Origin of the sequence: Actinoallomurus soli, assembly GCF_024055715.1 — a bacterium.
Classification (GTDB): Bacteria; Actinomycetota; Actinomycetes; order Streptosporangiales; family Streptosporangiaceae; genus Actinoallomurus; species Actinoallomurus soli.
The window spans coordinates 59,608-76,232 of record NZ_JAMXMV010000002.1 but is presented as its reverse complement, the minus strand read 5'-3'; the positions used below and the strand labels follow the sequence as shown (position 1 = coordinate 76,232).

Genomic DNA, 16,625 nt, shown 5'->3' with positions numbered 1-16,625 from the left:
CCCTGTCCGCGACCCCCGCTTTGCTACTTCTAGTAGTAAAGTGGATCCATGGCTGATTCTGAGAGCCGGTACGGACTGGGGGAAGGCCCTATCGCCAAGGTGAGCGTCTCACTGCGGGCGGGTAACGTTCGCGCGGTCCGGGAACGCGCCGGGCATAGGGGTTTCTCCGCCTATGTCGACGCTGCGGTGGAGCGGCAGCTCGAGCGGGACCTCCTGGAAGAGGCTCTTGAGGCGAACGAGGCGGAGGCGGGCCCGATCCCTCAGGAACTCCGGGATGAGGCCACCGAGTTGTTCCGTGCCGTCAAGAGCGCGCCTGAGCTCCAGGAGGATGCCGGGTGGCGCGGTCGCGAAGCAGGCTGAGCGCGGGCACCCTGGTCCTCGACTGCGAGGGGCTGGTCAAATGGTGCGCGGCCGATCAAAGGGTCACGGCTTTGGTGAGGGAAGCGCAGGACAACGACTTTCGGGTCGTGGTCAGCGCCCTCACCCCCATAGAGGCCCAAGACGTCCGCACCACGGCGGATCGACTCCGTTGGCACCTCTCCCGATTGAGGATCGAACCGGTCAGTGAAGAGATCAGCATGGCGGCCGTCGAGCTGTTGCGCGCCCAGGGGCTACACGGGCACAAGTACGCGATCGACGCGGTCGTGGCGGCGACCGCTCTGAGCTCGGCCAAGCCGGTCGTGATCCTTACCTCCGACGAGGACGACATGACGAAGCTATGCGGCAAAGCCGTCCGGGTCGTACCTGTATGAGCTGCTGGTGAGCGTCGCTCGGGCAGCGCGGGTGCCCGGATCGGTCAGGCCACGCGGCGCAGTGACTCGGGGGTGAGGTCCTTCAGGGTCGGGTAGCCGTCGACGGCCATGATGAGGTCCGCTTCGGCCAGGAGCGAGCGCAGGACGTGCACGACGCCGTCGACGCCGCCGAGCGCGAGGGCATAGGCGTACGGACGGCCGATTCCCACCGCCGCGGCGCCCAGCGCGAGGGCCTTGATGATGTCGGCGCCGTCGCGTACGCCCGAGTCGAACAGGACCGGCAGCCCATCGGCGGCGTCGAGCACGTCGGGCAGGCAGTCCAGGGCGGTCAGCCCGTTGTTGGCCTGCCGGCCGCCGTGGTTGGAGCAGTAGATGGCGTCCGCGCCGTGGTCCTTGGCGCGGCGGACGTCGTCGGGATGGCAGATGCCCTTGAGCATCAGCGGCAGCTCGGTCTGCGACCGGAGCCAGTCCAGGTCGTCCCACCTGAACGGTCCACCGAAGATCGGCAATGTGCGCACCGCCACCTCGACGGGATCGTCGCCGGGCCGCAGCCGCTTCCGGAACACCGGGTCGCTGGTGTAGTTGGTCAGGCAGCCACTGGGCACCTGCGGGTAGTTCGAGTCGCGCAGGTCCCGCGGCCGCCAGCCGGTGACCCAGGTGTCGAGGGTCACGGCGATGCCCTTGTAACCCGCCGCCTCCGCGCGGTGCACCAGGCTCGCGGCCATGTCCCGGTCCGGCGGGGTGTAGAGCTGGAAGAAGCCGGGCGTATCGCCGAGTACCGCGGCCACGTCCTCCATCGGATCCGCCGACAGCGTCCCCTCGAAGAACGGGACGCCGGTGCGGGCGGAGGCACGCGCGCAGGCGAGGTCGCCGTGGCGGTCCTGGGAGCAGACCCCGATCACCCCGATCGGCGCCATGAACACCGGTGAGGGCAGCTTCACCCCGAACAGTTCGATCGACATGTCGCGTTCGGCCGGGGCGACCAGCATGCGCGGATACAGGCCCCAGCGCTTGAACGCCTCGCAGTTGGCCCGCTGGGTGTGCTCATCACCGGCGCCGCCGGCGACGTACCCCCAGACCTTCGGCGGCATCGCGGCCGACGCCTTCGCCTCCAGGTCCGCGAACTTGATGGGGTACTGCGGTTGATGCCCGGACAGTCCCTGGGCGTACAGCTCGTTCTGGTATTCAGCAAAAGCTGCCATATCTGGCGTGCTACCCCGTGAGCACGCTCCGTCAACCTGGTCGCGCGGGTGGGCCGTGCCGGCGGCGGCGTCCCGGCCCTCACCCGGGTCGGGTGAGAGCCGGGACGCGCCGTGCGGATCAGTAGTGGTAGTACGGGTTCTTGATGTACTTCTTCGTGACGCACTTCTGCTGGGCGTTGCTGACCGGCAGGTTCTGACAGACCTGCACCTTGACGCCGCGCAGGAACGCCTTGCCGGTCGAGGTCTTCTTCCAGTCGAGGTGCTTGCCCTTACCGCAGGCCTTGCCGCTCGTGTATTCGACGTCGTTCCCGGGGACGTCCAGGATGATCCGGGCCTGGGCGCACCACTTGCCGCTCGCGATGTCGGTCACCCGTACGCTCCACTCGGCCTTGTCGGTCAGCGTCCCGTCGTGCCAGCCCACCCAGGCCTTGCCCTTGGGAATGCCGCTCAGCCTGGTGCCCAGCCCGCTCAAGGTGAAGTACGTCTTCTTCGAGGCGCCGGCGGTCGTGACGGAGCCGTCGGCCTTGACGGGGGCGGCCTGGGCCGAGGCCATCGGCACCAGCGCGAACGCCGCCGCGGCCGCGACCGAGAGCATGCCGACGCGACGGGAGATCCGGAGAGTGGTCATCGTTTCCTCTTGGGGTCGAGGGGATCGACGGCCACATCCTGTTGGTCGTGGAGTCTCGGGAACAGATCCCCGGGTCCCGATTCCGAATGGTGCCCCGGCACTAGTACCGCGACGGCGGGCGCCGGGTCATTGGCATTCAACTGCGGGAAGTTTGGCTCAGGGCATGGCGGGCATCTGCTGGCGCATCTATTGGCAAGGAACGAAGGGGAGCGCGGCGATGGGCGTGATGTTCCGTAAGCGGCAGAAGTTCGGGCCGCTGATCTTCAATTTCACCGAGCACGGCTTCTCGTCGTGGAGCATCAAAATCGGTCGCTGGTCGTGGAACTCCCGAAGCCGTGCGCATCGGGTCGATCTGCCCGGTCCGCTGTCCTGGAAGCAGAACAAGTCCCGCAGCCGCGCCCGCGACCGCGTCTGAGCCCGGGCTCAGTGGTGTGACGTCGGCGCGGGGGCGGGCTCGGCCGTCTCCGTGGCGGGCTCGCCGAAGCGGGCGAGGGCGAGCGTTGCCGCGACGGCCAGGAGGAAGCCCAGCACGGCGCTCCAGGCGTACCCGTGACGGGTGCCGTCGCCCAGGAGGACGACTCCGACCAGCGCCGGCACGACGGTCTCGGCCACGACCATGGCGGCGGTGGTCGTGGTCACCGAGCCGCGCTGCAGCGCGGTCGCGAAGAACAGGAACGCGGACAGACCGCCGGCCGCGATGACGTACGCCGCCGGGTCCGTCAGCAGATCGAGCGGGGACAGGCTCACCAGCACCCGCGCGCCGATGGCGACGAACCCGAACCCCAGGCCCGCGACGAACCCGAGCACCGCAGACCGGGTCTCTCCGCGCAGGCGCCCGGCCGCCATTCCCGCCGCTCCCATCACGACGACGCAGCCGAGCAGTGCGAGCCGGAAGGTCAGGCTCACCGACGCCGGGTTCTCGTGGCCGGCGGCCAGGCCGAGCAGGGCCAGGCCGACACAGACCGTGGCGACCGCCGCCCATTCCCGTACGGACAGGCGGACGTGCAGGACCCAGGCGGCGACGACCGCGGTGACCGCCAGGTTCGCGGCGATGACCGCCTGCACGACGAACAGCGGAAGCGACCGCAGCGCCGCCAGTTCGGCGACGAAGCCGAGCACGTCCAGCCCCGTGCCGATGAGGAACGGAAGCCGCCGGATGAGGCGGACCAGCAGCCGCGGGTCGACGCCCGTGCCCGTGGGTGCGGTGCGGGCGGCGAGGGCCTGCAGCACGCTCGCCGTGCCGAAGCAGATGGCGGCGGCGACCGCCCCGAGCAGACTCCAGACCATTCCCCGAGCCTAGGGCCGATCGGTCGTGCTGTCCGCTCCGGTACGCCCTCGCGCCGCCGCAGGCGACCGGCGACGACGCCGGCCGGGAGGTCATGGTTGTCCCGCCGGCCCGTCCTTATCGGGCCATTCCCTACCGACCGGTCATAACGTGCGTACTGTCCACCACCTCGACCTGACGGCGCACCTGCCCGGTCCGCCGCCGGCACCGGAGGTGCTCCGCCTCGTCCGGGACGTGCTCGACGGGCTCGCCGGCCGGCCCCTGGCCCAGGACTGGGACGACGTCCACTACGTCCGCGTCGGCACCGGCCGCACGCCGCTCACCGCGGCCGAACGGGAGTCCCTCGGTCCGGTCGCCGAACTGTTCCCCCTTTTCGGCTGAACGGGCAATGGGGCCCGGCCCACCGCTCCTCCGGTGGACCGGGCCCGTCGGCCCCGGATGGACCGGGCCCCCCGCCCCCGGGTGGGCCCGGTCCTGCCGCCGCGCCGGCGGTGGGCCCGCGGTGCGACGAAACCCCGGGGGATAGTTCGGTTGCTGCCCCTACCGGGCCGTGACCGGCCCGGTAGGGGCAACAGCGGAGCCTGGTCAAGATCTTCCAGGTGCTCGGCTGCGCGTTCGCTCGCTCGCCGAGTTCGGCGTGGGAGTCAGACGCTCACCGACAGCCGCTTTGCCTTCGGTCGTGGCCTGAGGTCACCAGGTTGTGTTGCAGGAGGGCACGAACCCGGTGACGCCGGTCGCGATGTCGCGGCCGTGCAACGACGTCCACGACGTCACACCGTTGTCGCACGTGTAAGCGGGGGCGGAATACACCATGTCGACGTCGAAGCCCTGACCCGGGTAGCCCAGCCCGAGGATCCCCGAGTAAGGGTCGTTGAGCGCACCATTCGCCCAGATCCTGACGCCGGCCACTCGGAAATCCGTCCCGGTCCCGGCGTCGGCGGGCGCCGCCAATGGCCCGACCGCCGCCACCGTGGCACCGGCCATGAGAGCAGCCATCGTGATCTTCCCCATGCGCACTATGAATCATCTCCTTGATCTCGAGGGAATGAATTCAAGCGAAATACCTGATCATCGCCTCATGGGTCCATAGTGAGTCATCGCTCACTACGACAGTCTTCAGCTAACGCAGCAGAGGGCTCCTCTCCAGATCAGAAACGGACGTGGTGGGGGGAGACGAATTGGTAGTCGGCAACGAATCCGCCGTTGACGTCGGCCTTGCCGTGGCCGGCGGGTACGGCCTTGGAAACCAGGGATCGTGCGGTCTTGCGGGTCTCCCAGGCGTAGTCGTTCTTGTGGGTCTTGGTGTTGTAGTACTGGATGCTGGTGAAGATGTAAGTCCCCCGGTGGGCGTATTCGGCGGACTCGTCGACGCGGACCCAGAGGGTCTTGCAGGTCGCGGAGTGGTAGACGCGCAGGGTGCCGCCGGTGGCCTTGGGGTGGCCCTCGGAGTCGTGGCCGGTGAGCTTGGCGGTGAGGATGAGGCGTCCGTGGTACTTGCCGGCTGCTTTGGTGCAGGGGCTGGACTTGGCGGTGGACGCCTCGGCGGCGGTGGTGGTGGCCATCGCGCCGGTGGCGATGGCGGCGACCGTGAGCAGCGCGGAAATGCGGCGGCTGATTCCCATGGTGATGTTCCCCTCGATGAGGCGAGCCGAATGGCCGCCTTCTGCCCTATTTGACCCGCCGCTCGGATCCTTGGTTGACGAAAGAACATCACGAACACATAACGACCGCATGATTCCGTTCGAGTCGAAGGCGCGATGCCCTGGTGACCTGCGTTCAAGCGAATATGGCAGGACTCGCGCAAATAGCCGACTCATTATCGACCTGTCAATACCACTAAGGTGGAAGTCGATTAGGAGCACCGGTCCGCCTCTCCGGGTCATTGGACGGTGGTGTCCGCCGCCTCCTCCTCCGCCTCCTCCTCGGCCTCGGCGAGGAGTTCGCCGGTCCACAGGCGGCGCATCTCCGCGCAGTCCTCCAGCAGCTCGTCGAGCGGGCCCCGACCGACGACGCGTCCCCGGTCGAGGACCACGATCCGGTCGGCTCGTTCGAGGGCCGCCCGGCGGTGCGACACGACGAGCAGCGTCGCCGGTCCGCGGCCGTCGCGCGCGGCGTCGGCGATCCGCTCCCACAGCAGCCGCTCGGTCTCCACGTCCAGCGCGGAGGACAGGTCGTCGACGACGAGCAGGTCCGGTGCCCGTACGAGCGCCCGCGCGGCCGTGGCCCGCTGCACCTGCCCACCGGACAGCCGCACGCCGCGGGGGCCGACGACCGTTTCCAGGCCGTCCGGCATGGCCGCCACGTCGGCGTCGAAGGCCGCGAGCCCGATCGCGGTGGCGAGCCGTTCGCCGTCCGCGCCGAGCAGGAGGTTCTCCCGGAGGGAGTCGGAGAACAACCGGGGGATCTGGCTCGCGTACGCCACCCGGCCGGGGACCAGGTAGGTCCCCGGGTCGTCGACGGGCCGGCCGTTCCAGGCGACCGTCCCCGCGTCCAGGGGCACGAGCCCCAGCAGCGCCCGTACGAGGGTCGTCTTGCCGGCTCCGACGGCTCCGGTGATCACGGTGAACGACCCGCGCTCGATCCGCAGGTCGACGGCGTCCAGCCCGCGGCCGCCCCCGTACCGCACGGTCAGGCCCCGGCCCTCGACGACATCGAGGGGGTCGGGGTGCGGCGGCGGCGCCGGGACCGGCGGCGGATCCCGGCGGAACCAGACGCCGCTCACCCGCGCCAGGTCGTGGACGTCCTCGTGCGGCGCCATGAGCCGGCCGAGGCGTTCGGCCGCGACCGCCGCCTGCGGCAGCCGGTACAGGAACGTGCCGAGGGAGCGCGGCAGCGCGGTCAGCCAGCCGAGGTAGCCGGTGAAGAGCGCCAGGTCGCCGACCGTGAAGCTCCCGTGGTGCATCGCGGGCGCGGCGATGAGCAGGACGATGCCCATGCCGATCTCGACGGTCGCGCTCGTCACCGTGTCCAGCAGGTCGGTCGCGAGCCGGTCCCGCACGGCGGCCTTCCGCCGCCGGCGGTTGTGCGCGCGCAGCCGCGCCAGCACCGCGTCCTCGGCCCCGGCGGTCTTGATCGCGAGGATGCCCGCGAACGCGTCGCCGACGTGCGCCGTCACCACCGCGCCGAGCCGCCGGGCACGCCGGTGGAGCCGCCGGACGGCCGTGCCGAGCAGCCGGCTCAGCACGCCCACCGCGATCATCGGCAGCACGAGGGCGAGCGTGACGGCGGGGTCGACCGTCGCCATGATCACCAGCGCGGTGACGCCGAACAGCACGGTGCCGGTCAGGTCCACCAGGTCATCGGTGACCTGGACGAGGTCGCTCACGTCGTCGCGGAGCCGCGCCTGCGCCTCACCCGACGAGTACGGCAGCCGGGCCGCGGCGGCGCCACGGGCGGTGAGGATCGAGCGCAGGACGTTGACGCGCAGCGTCGTCGCCGCGGCCTCCCACCAGTAGACGCCGTACGCCCAGGCGGTCACCAGGTTCAGGCCGCGCACCACCTCCAGCCCGACGAACGCGGCGCAGAGCCACAGCGCCCCCGGCAGGCCGGCGGCCCGATCCCCGCTCAGCCGGTCGAACACCTCCTTGAGCAGCAGGCCGCCGCCGATGGGGAACAGATACGTCGGCAGCCACAGCAGGGCGCCGAGCACGTACCGGCCCAGCCCGGAGGAGCGGGCCAGACCGGCCATCACGGTCGGCACGGGTCTCATCGCGCCACCCCCGCCGCGCTCAGCAGCCGCGCGAACCGGCTGCCGTGATCGGCCGCCAGCGCGTCCCGGCGGCCGCACTCGACGATCCGGCCGCCGTCGACGACCGCGACCACGTCCACCCGCGCCAGCGAGGACAGCCGGTGGGCGATCAGCACGCCGGTACGGTCGGCGAGGAGCCGGTCCACGACCTCCTCGACGCGCCGCTCGGTCGCCGGATCCAGCCGGCTGGACGCCTCGTCCAGCACCACCAGCCCCGGATCGGCGAGCAGCGTACGGGCGAACGCCAGCAACTGCGCCTCACCGGCCGAGACGCCGGCCGCGTCGCCGCCCAGCCCGGTGTCGAGACCGTCGGGCAGCCCGGCCAGCCACGCGCCGAGGCCGACCTCGTCCAGGATCTCCCGCAGCCGCCGGTCATCGGCCAGGCCCGGCCGGAACAACGTCAGGTTGTCCCGCACGCTCGCGGTGAACAACTGCACGTCCTGCGTGACGACGCCGATCCGCCGCCGTACCGACTCCGGGTCGGCGTCCCGCAGGTCCAGCCCGCCGACCCGTACGACGCCCTCGGTCGGGTCGTACAGGCGCAGGACGAGCCGGGCGATGGTGGTCTTGCCGCTGCCCGTACGGCCGACCAGGCCGAGCGTCTCGCCCGGCGCCAGCGTCAGGTCGACGCCGGACAGCACCGGCACGCCGTCGTCGGCGTACGCGAACCCGACCCCGTCGAGCCGCAGGCCGAGCGGGCCCGAGGCCGGCAGCGGCCGGGGATCGGCGGGCTCCGGCAGCGTACGGCGTTCGGCCAGGAGGTCACGGACGCGGGCGACGCCCGCGAGCGCCGCCTGGTACTCCCGCAACTGGTCGATCAGCCGCTCGAACGGCGTCCGGACCATCTGCGTGTACTGGAACAGCAGCACGGCGGTGCCGACGGTCAGCGTTCCGGACCCGCGGGCCCACGCGGCCACCGCGAGGACCAGCGCCGTACCCGCCGCGAACGCCACCGACGTGCCCGCGAGCAGGCCGCTGCCGACGCGCTCGGACCGGAACTCCGCGCGGTACTTGCGGCCGCTCGCCCGGTGGACGCGGTTGACCGCGTGCTCGCCGGCGCCGTTCGCGCGGAGGTCCTCCAGCCCGGCCAGGCGCTCCTCGATGTCGCCGAACAGCGCGGCGTATTCCGCGCGGGAACGAGCGGCCGACGGCACGGCCAGCCGTTGCGCCCGTGCCATCGCGAACCCGATCGCCGCGCAGTACGCGAGCAGCAGCGCGCCGATGAGCGGCTCGACGGTCAGCATGACGACGAGCACGCCCGCCAGCAGCAGGACGCCGGCCACGACGTCGAGTAGGAAGGCGACGACGAACTCGGCGATCGCGACGACGTCGCCGTCGACCCGTTCGATCAGCTCGCCGGGCGTACGCCGCCCGTGGAAGCCCATGTCGAGGCCGAGCGCGTGCTCGGCCAGCCGCTCCCGCAGGCGGTTGGTGCCGTCCCAGGCCAGGCGGCTCGCCAGCCAGGCGGTGAGGGTACGGGCGCCCTGCCCGGCGACGGCCAGGATCAGGTAGCCGACGGCGACGAACACCAGGCGGCGGGTGCTCGCGCCGCCGATGGCCTCGTCGACGAAACGCCGGGTGAGCTGGGGTGCGGCGAGCGGGAGTGCGGTCGCCGCCGCGATCGCGGCGGCCAGGGCCGCAGTCGCGCGAGGGCCTGGGCGAAGGCAGCCCAGGACGGAGGTCGAGGTGCTCTTACCGGTGAAGGTGGTCTTACCGGTCGAGGTGGTCTTACCGGCGTCTGCCCGCGCCGGTCGGTTCGATGGTCGCACGTGGCGTCGTGTCCTTCGCGTAGGCGGCGAATACCTGCTGGGCGGACACGTACGCAGTGCGCATGACCATCTCCTCGGTCGGCTGCTCGTACCTCGGGAGTACAACAGAGGGCGGCCACGGCGGCAACGCGTTTTCCGGCAGGGCATATCGTGCGAGGTGGGCAGATCGACCGCGCAGGGCGGCCGACGAGGGCGAAAGGTGCGTGGGGGCCGGTGGCCGGTGCGGTTCGGAACTGGGCGGGCAACATCGGCTTCCGGGCCGAGGAGGTCCGCTACCCGACCTCTCTCGACGAGGTACGCGGCCTGGTGACGCGCGGTTCGAAGGTGCGCGTGCTGGGCAGCGGCCACTCCTTCAACGACATCGCCGACACGCCGGACACCCTGATCTCGCTGGCGGAGCTCCCCTCCGCGGTGGAGATCGACGGCGCCGCCGGCACGGTGAAGGTCGGCGCGAGCGTGCGATACGCCGAGCTGAGCCGCGAGCTGCACGACAAGGGGTACGCCCTGCACAACCTGGCGTCCCTGCCGCACATCTCCGTCGCCGGCTCGATCGCGACGGCGACGCACGGATCGGGGGAGAGGAACGGCAACCTCGCCACGGCGGTGTCCGGGCTGGAGCTGGTCACGGCCGCCGGTGACCTGGTCGCGCTGAGCCGCGAGCGGGACGGCGACCGCTTCGCCGGGGCCGTCGTCGGGCTCGGCGCCCTCGGCGTCGTCGTGAGCGTGACGCTGGACATCGCGCCGACGTTCGACGTGCGGCAGCGGGTGTACGAAGGGCTGCCGCTGGAGGTCCTGGACGAGCGCTTCTCCGCGGTGGTGTCCGGCGCGTACAGCGTGAGCCTGTTCACCACGTGGCGTGAGGCGCGGATCGACCAGGTGTGGGTGAAGGACCGCGTCGACGCGGCGGACGTGGACCCGATGCCGGAGGAGTGGTTCGGCGCCCGGGCCGCCGACGGGCCCCGGCACCCGGTGCCCGCGATGTCCCCCGTCGCCTGCACCGAGCAGGGTGGTGTGCCCGGACCGTGGTACGACCGGCTGCCGCACTTCCGGCCGGATTTCGCGCCGAGCAGCAGCGGCGACGAGCTGCAGTCGGAGTTCCTCCTGGACCGAACCCGCGCCGTCGAGGCGCTGCACGCCCTGAACGAGGTCCGCGACCGGATCGCCCCCGTCCTGCAGATCTGCGAGATCCGGACCGTCGCGGCGGACGACCTGTGGATGAGCACGTCCTACGGGCGGGACACGGTGGCCCTGCACTTCACCTGGGTCAAGGACGCCGAAGCGGTGCGCCCCGTGCTGGAGCTGCTCGACGAGCGCCTGGCGCCCTTCGAGGCCCGGCCGCACTGGGGCAAGCTGTTCACCACCTCCGCCGACGCGCTGCGCTCGCGGTACCCGCGCCTAGCTGACTTCCACGCCCTGGCCCGCGACTACGACCCGAACGGCGTCTTCACCAACGACTTCCTCACCCGCCACCTCTTCGCCGACCTGGACTGACCCGCCGCGTCGTTTCAGTCGAAGAGCGCGTCGACCGTGCGGACGATGACGGAGCGCTTGACCCAGGCCTCGATCTGGGCGACGTCGGTGCAGGCGGTGATGCGTTCGCGCGCCTCGTCCGGGACCATGACGCCGCGCGCCTCGAGCACCTGAAGGAGGGTGTTAACCCTGCCTTTGGCCTCGCCTTTGGCCTCGCCTTCGGCCTCCCCCTCGGCCTTACCTTCGGCGTAGGTCCTGCGGAACGCCTCGCTTTTGTAGGGAGATGTATCGCTTCGCACGAATGCCTCCAGTTCGGTGGCGGGTGTCTCCGGCAGAGCCGCGAGCACGATGTCAATGTACAGTTTCGCGCGGTCTCCGTCCTCCATCGTGGCCAGGGCGGAGAGCAGGGCGTGGAACATTCTCGCCCGGTCGTAGGCGGCGCCGTGGGTCATGGTCGACAGGACGGCCAGCTCCGGCGCGCGGACGGCCTCCGCGGCGTCGGTGACGACCGGGACCGCCTCGGGCTTGAGCACCAGCGGAGTCAGGGTCCACCCCGGATGGCCGAGCTCGATCGGCTCGGCGCACCAGTCGCCGACGGCGGCGTCCGCGCAGATCACCAGCAGGATCGCCGGGCAGCGGGCCCGCGCGCGCAGGCCCGCGAGGTAGACCGGCCAGCTCCACCGCTTGCCCTGGTCGCGCCCGAGCTGGATCTCCACGACCACGGCCAGCACGGGGGTGTCCGCCTCGAAGACGACGACGGCGTCCGCGCGGAACTCCGCCGGATTCCACTCGGTGAGATCGCCGGATTCAACCCGGACGGCTTTATAGTCTGGGATGTCGACTTTTAAAGCGTTATGGAGGATTTCCGCCGCCAGGGCCGGTCGGTTCTTGAAGAGCAAGGCGAGCGATTCATGGCTCAGCGATGGCATGGCCGGGACTTTAAACCGGCCATGCCATCGGCCGCGAATTGATCACTCGCCAATTGCGATAAATGGTGAATAGTTAGATGTGTTCGGGGCGGTAGGCCGTCAGCCAGTCGTTGAGGCCGACGATGCGCTCCATCGCGGTCCGGTTCTCCTGGAGGCTGGCCCGGCCGATCGGGCGGCGCAGGGCGGCGCGCGCGGCCTTTACGTCGAGGTAGGGCCGTACGGGGGCGTTCGGGTCGGTGAGGATGCCGGACAGGCGGTCGCGTACGGACCGTTCGTAGCTGGGGTTCTGGGTGGCCGGATACGGGCTCTTCCGCCGTCGTACGACCGACGCGGGAAGGAGGTCGCTGACGGCGCCGCGCAGGAGGCTCTTCTCCCGGCCGTCGTAGGTCTTGTACGCCCACGGCGTGTTGAAGACGTACTCGACGAGCCGGTGGTCGCAGAACGGCACGCGGACCTCCAGGCCGACCGCCATGCTCAGCCGGTCCTTGCGATCAAGGAGGAAACGGACCATCCGGGTGAGGTGGAGGTAGCAGATCTCCCGCATGCGGCGTTCGAGGCCATCCTCGCCGGGCAGGCGGGGCACCTCGTCGATCGCCTGGCGGTACCGCTCGGCGACGTACGCGTCCGTGCGCCGGTCGAGGTCGCGGTCCACGAGGTCCGTCATCCCGCCCAGGCCGTGGAGCCAGGGGAAGGTGTCGGCGGCGACCGCGGCCGGATCGTGGAACCAGCGGTACCCCCCGAAGACCTCGTCGGCGGACTCGCCCGACAAGGCGACCGTGGAGTGCCGCCGGATCTCGGCGAACAGCAGGTACAGCGAGGTGTCCATGTCGCCGATGCCGGGCAGGTCCCTGGCGCGCATCACCTGCTCGACGGCCTCGGGGGAGGACAGGCTCTCACCGCTCAGAACGACGTCGGTGTGGTGGGACCCGACGTGCTTGGCGACGTCATGGACGTACGGCGTGTCGGCCGTGTCCCGCATGGCGTCCGGCACGAACCCGCCGCCCTCATCGGTGAAGTCGACCGCGAAGGTGCGCACGGTGCCCAGCCCCATCGCCCGGTCGGCCAGCGCGGTGAGGGCGCTGGAGTCCAGCCCGCCCGACAGCAGCGTGCACAGGGGGACGTCCGAGATGAGCTGCCGTTCGACGATGTCCTCCAGGAGCTCGCGGACGCGCCGGACGGTCCGGGGGATGCCGTCGGTGTGCTCCCGCGCGGTCAGCGCCCAGTAGCGCCGGTCGGTGACCCCGGCGCGCGAGACCCGCACGACGTGCCCGGGCTCGACCTCGTACATGCCGTCGAAGACGGCGTGGCCCGGGGTCTTCGCGGTGGTGAGCAGCTCGAACAGGCCCTCGTCGCGGAGGCGCGGGGTGAACAGCGGGTTGGCGAGGACGGCCTTGGGCTCGGAGCCGAACAGCACTCCGTGTCGGGTCGGCGCGTAGTACAGCGGCTTGATGCCCATCCGGTCCCGTACGAGGAGGAGCTCTTCGGTCCGCCGGTCCCACAGCGCGAACGCGTACATCCCGTTCAGGTGCTCGACGAGGTCGGCGCCCCAGTGCAGGTACGCCCGCAGGACGACCTCGGTGTCGCTCCGGGTGCGGAACCGGTGCCCGTGGAACTCCAGCACCTTGCGCAGCTCACGGAAGTTGTACGTCTCGCCGCTGTAGACCAGGGTCACCGGCCCCTCGCTCATCGGCTGAGCGCCGCCCCGCGGGTCGATCACGGCGAGGCGCCGGTGCCCCAGCGCGACGTGGGGGTCGATCCACAGCCCTTCGGCGTCGGGGCCCCGGAGCGCCATCGTGCGCGTCATCGCGAGGGCGGTGTCGCGTTCGAGCGTGAGATCACGGTCGTAGTCCACCCAGCCGGCTATGCCGCACATGCAAGAGCCTCCTCAGTCGGCTGTACTATGCACGTGACTGACGCTAACTCCGTTTGTCAGAAACATCCAAGTAACGAACCTCACGGCGCACGGGCCTGGACATCGGGGCCGGGCCGTGTACCTCAGCCCGGGCCGTTCTCGCCGTTCACCACGCCGTGGAGCCAGTCGAGCGATCCGGTGGCGAGCGCCTCATCCGCCAGCTTCTTCCCGGACGGCGTCTGCAGCGCGGCCAGCGAACTGTCGATCCACGGCTGGATGGTGTGGTGCCCCTGGTCGCGGTACTCGATGGCCTGGAGCAGGCACTCGAGCTTGTCGGCGTCCCGAGCGCAGCGGGCCTCCAGGCTGGCCCGCTGCTCGTACTCCGCGACCGACCCGGAGATCAGCTCCGCCACCGGGGCGGGCAGCCCGCGCACCTGATTCGCGGTGACCTGCTCGTTGGGCGTGCGGGCGACGTACCGCTGGGCGAGGTACGGCAGGTCGGTCAGCCGGGTCTCCTGACTGTCGTGGAAGAGGCTGAGCAGGATGGCCCGCTCGGGACTCGCGCCCTCCAGGGCGGCCAGGACGCCGGCCAGCACCGCCGCACGGAAGGAATGGTCCGCGATGCTCTCGGGCGAGGCGACCCCCGCGACGAGCCAGCCGCTCCGCTTGTAGCGCTTGAGCAATCCCATCTCGTAGACGAACTCCGTCAAGCGCGCGAGCTCCTCCGGCATGCCTGCCCCCCTCAGTCTCGGCCGCCCGGGTATCTCACGGTAGACGACTTTCCCCAGATCAGACGGTAAGCGGAGGCCAGATCTCGGCCCGGCTCCCGCCGGGCCGGGGAGTGCCATCCGGACCGCCGGGTACCGTTCCGGCATGATCGGACGATTGAACGAACTCGTCATCGACTGCGCCGACCCGCCGAAGCTCGCCCGCTTCTGGACGGCGGTGGTCGGCGGCGAGGCCGTGGACCGCGATCCCGACTGGTCCTACGTCGACCCTCCCGGCGGGCCGATGCGCCTGGCGTTCCAGATGGTGCCCGAGGGCAAGGAGGTCAAGAACCGCCTCCACCTCGACGTCGAGGTCGCGGACATCGACGCCGCCCGCGAACGCCTCTGCGCCGAGGGCGCCACCGCCGTCGAGGACGCGCGCACCGACTCCCACGGCCGGTTCCAGGTCATGCGCGACCCGGAGGGCAACGAGTTCTGCCTCGTGACCTGACAGCGCTGTCCGGCGCCGCCGGGCAGCGTGGGGTCATCCGGCCGCCAGGTGGGCGGTGACGAAGTCCAGGACCTCGGGAGATGCCTTCGGGAGTGAGCCGCTGTCGAAGGGCGGCCGCGGGTCGTACTCGGTCCAGAGCTGGATCGCCCGGGCGGCGACGTCGCCGCCGATGCGGGCGGCCAAGGTCAGCGCCATGTCGATGCCGGCCGAGACGCCCGCCGCCGTGACGATCCGGCCGGCCGTCACGACGCGCTCGGGGACGTACGTCGCGCCGGTCGCCTCGAGTTCCCTCCGCACGCACCAGTGGGTCGTCGCCCGCAGGCCGTCGAGCAGCCCGGCCGCGCCGAGGATCAGCGAGCCGGAGCACACCGACGTCGTCCACCGCGTCGTGGGATGCACGCGCCGGACCCAGTCGACGTACCGCTGATCGCCGAGCACGACGTCGCGAGTGCCCGGACCGCCCGGCACGAGGAGGACGTCGCACCGGTCCAGCTCGTCGAACGCCGCGTCGGCCAGCACGGTGAGCGCCCCGTCCGAACCGACGGGGCCGCGTTCGGCCGCCGCGAACACCGCCGTGACGCCCGGCAGGCGCGACAGCACCTCATGCGGCCCGACGGCGTCGAGCGGGGTGAACCCTTCGTACAGCGCGAACACGATCCGCACGGAGTCGCTCCTCATCGGGATGCCACGGACGCGTGGCCGCGGAACCGGCGGCGGTAGTCGCCGGGGGTGACGGACACGGTCCTCCGGAAACTGCGGTGCATGGTCTCGGGCGTGCCGAAGCCGCACTCGCGGGCGATCACGTCGAGCGGGCGGCCGGTGGTCTCCAGCAGCCGGCGGGCCGCCTCGACCCGCACCGACTCGACGTACGACCCCGGAGTCACGCCGACGTCATCGCGGAACACGCGGGCGAAATGACGCGTGCTGAGCCCCGTACGGGCGGCCAGCGCCTCGACGGACAGGTCCGCGGTCAGGTGGTCGGCGATCCACCGCTGCAGCTCCCGCATGCCGGGCCGGTCCGGCCGCTGCCCGGCCAGCTGGGCGCTGAACTGCGCCTGCCCGCCCGGCCGCTGCACGAACACGACCAACTGCCGGGCGACCGCCCGGGCGGCCGCGGCGCCGAGATCGTCCTCGACCATCGCGAGCGCCAGGTCGATCCCCGCGGTCACGCCCGCGGAGGTCCAGACCGGATCGTCCCGTACGAAGATCGGGTCCGGATCGACCTCGACCGACGGGAACCGCTCGGCCAGCAGACGGCAGGCGGACCAGTGCGTGGTGGCCCGCCGGCCGTCGAGCAGCCCGGCACGCGCCAGCAGGAACGCCCCGCTGCACACCGAGCCGACACGGCGGGCGCGGCGCGCGGCGGCCGAGATCCACGCGATGGTCGGCTCGTCGCGGGCGGCCTCCGCGGTACCGGGCCCGCCGACCACGATGAGGGTGTCGACGGGGTCGTCGTGGAAGGCCCGGTGCGGGAGGACCGCCAGGCCGCTGGACGCCTCGACCGGCGTACGTTCGGCGGCGACCACCTCGGTGGTGTAGGCGTCGCCGGCCAGCGCGAAGACCTCCAGGGGGCCGGTGAGGTCCAGCGACTGGAATCCGGAGTGGACGAGGAACGTGATCCGCACGCCCCCAGCGTCGCCGCCCCGGCCGAGTGCCCGCAATGACGCGGATATGACGATTGCGGCCATCTGCCGGTCCGCGGACCGGCAGATGCCCGTCGGTGCGCGGCCCCCGGGAGATGAGGCCGACATCGCCGGATCAGCAGAAGGGGC

The 16,625-nt window shown here is 71.2% G+C and carries 18 protein-coding genes; 6 read left to right on the top strand and 12 right to left on the bottom strand.

The window, feature by feature from the left end:
- The first annotated feature begins 48 nt into the window (after nt 1–48).
- The gene (locus tag NDW01_RS06225; protein WP_252817547.1) at nt 49–360 is read left to right on the top strand and encodes a hypothetical protein; all 312 of its coding nucleotides are present in this window, start codon (nt 49–51) and stop codon (nt 358–360) included.
- The gene (locus NDW01_RS06220; RefSeq protein ID WP_252817545.1) at nt 336–752 is read left to right on the top strand and encodes a PIN domain-containing protein; all 417 of its coding nucleotides are present in this window, start codon (nt 336–338) and stop codon (nt 750–752) included. Before NDW01_RS06225 ends, NDW01_RS06220 begins: the two co-directional genes overlap by 25 nt.
- 44 nt (nt 753–796) lie before the next feature.
- Here the strand turns inward: NDW01_RS06220 and NDW01_RS06215 are convergent, their stop codons facing one another.
- Both NDW01_RS06215 and NDW01_RS06210 read right to left on the bottom strand, forming a co-directional pair.
- Complete coding sequence (locus NDW01_RS06215) at nt 797–1,954, bottom strand: alpha-hydroxy-acid oxidizing protein (protein WP_252817543.1); 1,158 nt, start codon at nt 1,952–1,954, stop codon at nt 797–799.
- A gap of 118 nt (nt 1,955–2,072) precedes the next feature.
- A complete protein-coding gene (locus NDW01_RS06210; protein ID WP_252817541.1) occupies nt 2,073–2,582 on the bottom strand; it encodes a hypothetical protein in 510 nt (169 codons plus the stop codon).
- A 163-nt stretch (nt 2,583–2,745) separates the two neighbouring features.
- Between NDW01_RS06210 and NDW01_RS06205 the strand changes: the two genes are divergently transcribed.
- On the top strand, nt 2,746–2,997 hold the full coding sequence (locus tag NDW01_RS06205; RefSeq protein ID WP_252817539.1) for a DUF4236 domain-containing protein: 252 nt from the start codon (nt 2,746–2,748) through the stop codon (nt 2,995–2,997).
- 8 nt (nt 2,998–3,005) lie between these two features.
- Here the strand turns inward: NDW01_RS06205 and NDW01_RS06200 are convergent, their stop codons facing one another.
- Entirely contained in the window at nt 3,006–3,869 is an 864-nt protein-coding gene (locus tag NDW01_RS06200) for a DMT family protein (RefSeq protein WP_252817538.1), read from the bottom strand.
- A 148-nt stretch (nt 3,870–4,017) separates the two neighbouring features.
- On the opposite strand from NDW01_RS06200, the gene NDW01_RS06195 reads away from it, so the two are divergent.
- Complete coding sequence (locus NDW01_RS06195) at nt 4,018–4,248, top strand: hypothetical protein (RefSeq protein ID WP_252817536.1); 231 nt, start codon at nt 4,018–4,020, stop codon at nt 4,246–4,248.
- A 309-nt stretch (nt 4,249–4,557) separates the two neighbouring features.
- On the opposite strand, the gene NDW01_RS06190 is transcribed toward NDW01_RS06195, so the two are convergent.
- The 4 genes from NDW01_RS06190 to NDW01_RS06175 form a co-directional block, all read right to left on the bottom strand.
- Nucleotides 4,558–4,878 carry a hypothetical protein gene (locus tag NDW01_RS06190; protein ID WP_252779862.1) on the bottom strand — a complete coding sequence of 107 codons (321 nt, stop codon included), beginning with the start codon at nt 4,876–4,878 and terminating at the stop codon, nt 4,558–4,560.
- A gap of 137 nt (nt 4,879–5,015) precedes the next feature.
- On the bottom strand, nt 5,016–5,489 hold the full coding sequence (locus tag NDW01_RS06185) for a hypothetical protein (RefSeq protein WP_252817534.1): 474 nt from the start codon (nt 5,487–5,489) through the stop codon (nt 5,016–5,018).
- Between the two features lie 257 nt (nt 5,490–5,746).
- Nucleotides 5,747–7,576 (bottom strand): ABC transporter ATP-binding protein, encoded by a 1,830-nt coding sequence (locus NDW01_RS06180; protein WP_252817532.1) that lies wholly within the window; start codon nt 7,574–7,576, stop codon nt 5,747–5,749.
- Nucleotides 7,573–9,384, bottom strand: coding sequence for an ABC transporter ATP-binding protein (locus tag NDW01_RS06175; RefSeq protein WP_252817530.1), 1,812 nt, complete (start codon nt 9,382–9,384; stop codon nt 7,573–7,575). The genes NDW01_RS06180 and NDW01_RS06175 overlap by 4 nt, the downstream gene beginning before the upstream one ends.
- A 213-nt stretch (nt 9,385–9,597) precedes the next feature.
- Here NDW01_RS06175 and NDW01_RS06170 point away from each other — a divergent pair, with 213 nt between their 5' ends.
- Nucleotides 9,598–10,875: a D-arabinono-1,4-lactone oxidase gene (locus NDW01_RS06170; RefSeq protein ID WP_252817528.1), complete on the top strand. Its 1,278-nt coding sequence runs from the start codon at nt 9,598–9,600 to the stop codon at nt 10,873–10,875.
- Between the two features lie 14 nt (nt 10,876–10,889).
- Here NDW01_RS06170 and NDW01_RS06165 read toward each other — a convergent pair whose 3' ends face one another.
- The 3 genes from NDW01_RS06165 to NDW01_RS06155 form a co-directional block, all read right to left on the bottom strand.
- A complete protein-coding gene (locus NDW01_RS06165; protein WP_252817526.1) occupies nt 10,890–11,783 on the bottom strand; it encodes a hypothetical protein in 894 nt (297 codons plus the stop codon).
- 73 nt (nt 11,784–11,856) lie between these two features.
- A complete protein-coding gene (asnB, locus tag NDW01_RS06160; protein ID WP_252817524.1) occupies nt 11,857–13,656 on the bottom strand; it encodes an asparagine synthase (glutamine-hydrolyzing) in 1,800 nt (599 codons plus the stop codon).
- 122 nt (nt 13,657–13,778) lie between these two features.
- Nucleotides 13,779–14,366 carry an HD domain-containing protein gene (locus tag NDW01_RS06155; RefSeq protein WP_252817522.1) on the bottom strand — a complete coding sequence of 196 codons (588 nt, stop codon included), beginning with the start codon at nt 14,364–14,366 and terminating at the stop codon, nt 13,779–13,781.
- Between the two features lie 142 nt (nt 14,367–14,508).
- On the opposite strand from NDW01_RS06155, the gene NDW01_RS06150 reads away from it, so the two are divergent.
- Nucleotides 14,509–14,853 carry a VOC family protein gene (locus NDW01_RS06150; RefSeq protein WP_252817520.1) on the top strand — a complete coding sequence of 115 codons (345 nt, stop codon included), beginning with the start codon at nt 14,509–14,511 and terminating at the stop codon, nt 14,851–14,853.
- 33 nt (nt 14,854–14,886) lie between these two features.
- On the opposite strand, the gene NDW01_RS06145 is transcribed toward NDW01_RS06150, so the two are convergent.
- A complete protein-coding gene (locus tag NDW01_RS06145; protein ID WP_252817518.1) occupies nt 14,887–15,516 on the bottom strand; it encodes a DJ-1/PfpI family protein in 630 nt (209 codons plus the stop codon).
- A gap of 11 nt (nt 15,517–15,527) precedes the next feature.
- Nucleotides 15,528–16,541 (bottom strand): GlxA family transcriptional regulator, encoded by a 1,014-nt coding sequence (locus NDW01_RS06140; RefSeq protein WP_406567689.1) that lies wholly within the window; start codon nt 16,539–16,541, stop codon nt 15,528–15,530.
- Nucleotides 16,542–16,625 lie beyond the last annotated feature (84 nt).

What these genes read in the sequence shown, in the direction of transcription:
- NDW01_RS06225 (WP_252817547.1), top strand. Translation starts at nt 49, where the DNA reads ATGGCTGATTCTGAGAGCCGGTACGGACTGGGGGAAGGCCCTATCGCC.
- NDW01_RS06215 (WP_252817543.1), bottom strand. Translation starts at nt 1,954, where the DNA reads ATGGCAGCTTTTGCTGAATACCAGAACGAGCTGTACGCCCAGGGACTG.
- NDW01_RS06210 (WP_252817541.1), bottom strand. Translation starts at nt 2,582, where the DNA reads ATGACCACTCTCCGGATCTCCCGTCGCGTCGGCATGCTCTCGGTCGCG.
- NDW01_RS06205 (WP_252817539.1), top strand. Translation starts at nt 2,746, where the DNA reads ATGGCGGGCATCTGCTGGCGCATCTATTGGCAAGGAACGAAGGGGAGC.
- NDW01_RS06200 (WP_252817538.1), bottom strand. Translation starts at nt 3,869, where the DNA reads ATGGTCTGGAGTCTGCTCGGGGCGGTCGCCGCCGCCATCTGCTTCGGC.
- NDW01_RS06190 (WP_252779862.1), bottom strand. Translation starts at nt 4,878, where the DNA reads ATGGGGAAGATCACGATGGCTGCTCTCATGGCCGGTGCCACGGTGGCG.
- NDW01_RS06185 (WP_252817534.1), bottom strand. Translation starts at nt 5,489, where the DNA reads ATGGGAATCAGCCGCCGCATTTCCGCGCTGCTCACGGTCGCCGCCATC.
- NDW01_RS06180 (WP_252817532.1), bottom strand. Translation starts at nt 7,576, where the DNA reads ATGAGACCCGTGCCGACCGTGATGGCCGGTCTGGCCCGCTCCTCCGGG.
- NDW01_RS06165 (WP_252817526.1), bottom strand. Translation starts at nt 11,783, where the DNA reads ATGCCATCGCTGAGCCATGAATCGCTCGCCTTGCTCTTCAAGAACCGA.
- asnB (WP_252817524.1), bottom strand. Translation starts at nt 13,656, where the DNA reads ATGTGCGGCATAGCCGGCTGGGTGGACTACGACCGTGATCTCACGCTC.
- NDW01_RS06155 (WP_252817522.1), bottom strand. Translation starts at nt 14,366, where the DNA reads ATGCCGGAGGAGCTCGCGCGCTTGACGGAGTTCGTCTACGAGATGGGA.
- NDW01_RS06150 (WP_252817520.1), top strand. Translation starts at nt 14,509, where the DNA reads ATGATCGGACGATTGAACGAACTCGTCATCGACTGCGCCGACCCGCCG.
- NDW01_RS06140 (WP_406567689.1), bottom strand. Translation starts at nt 16,541, where the DNA reads ATGGCCGCAATCGTCATATCCGCGTCATTGCGGGCACTCGGCCGGGGC.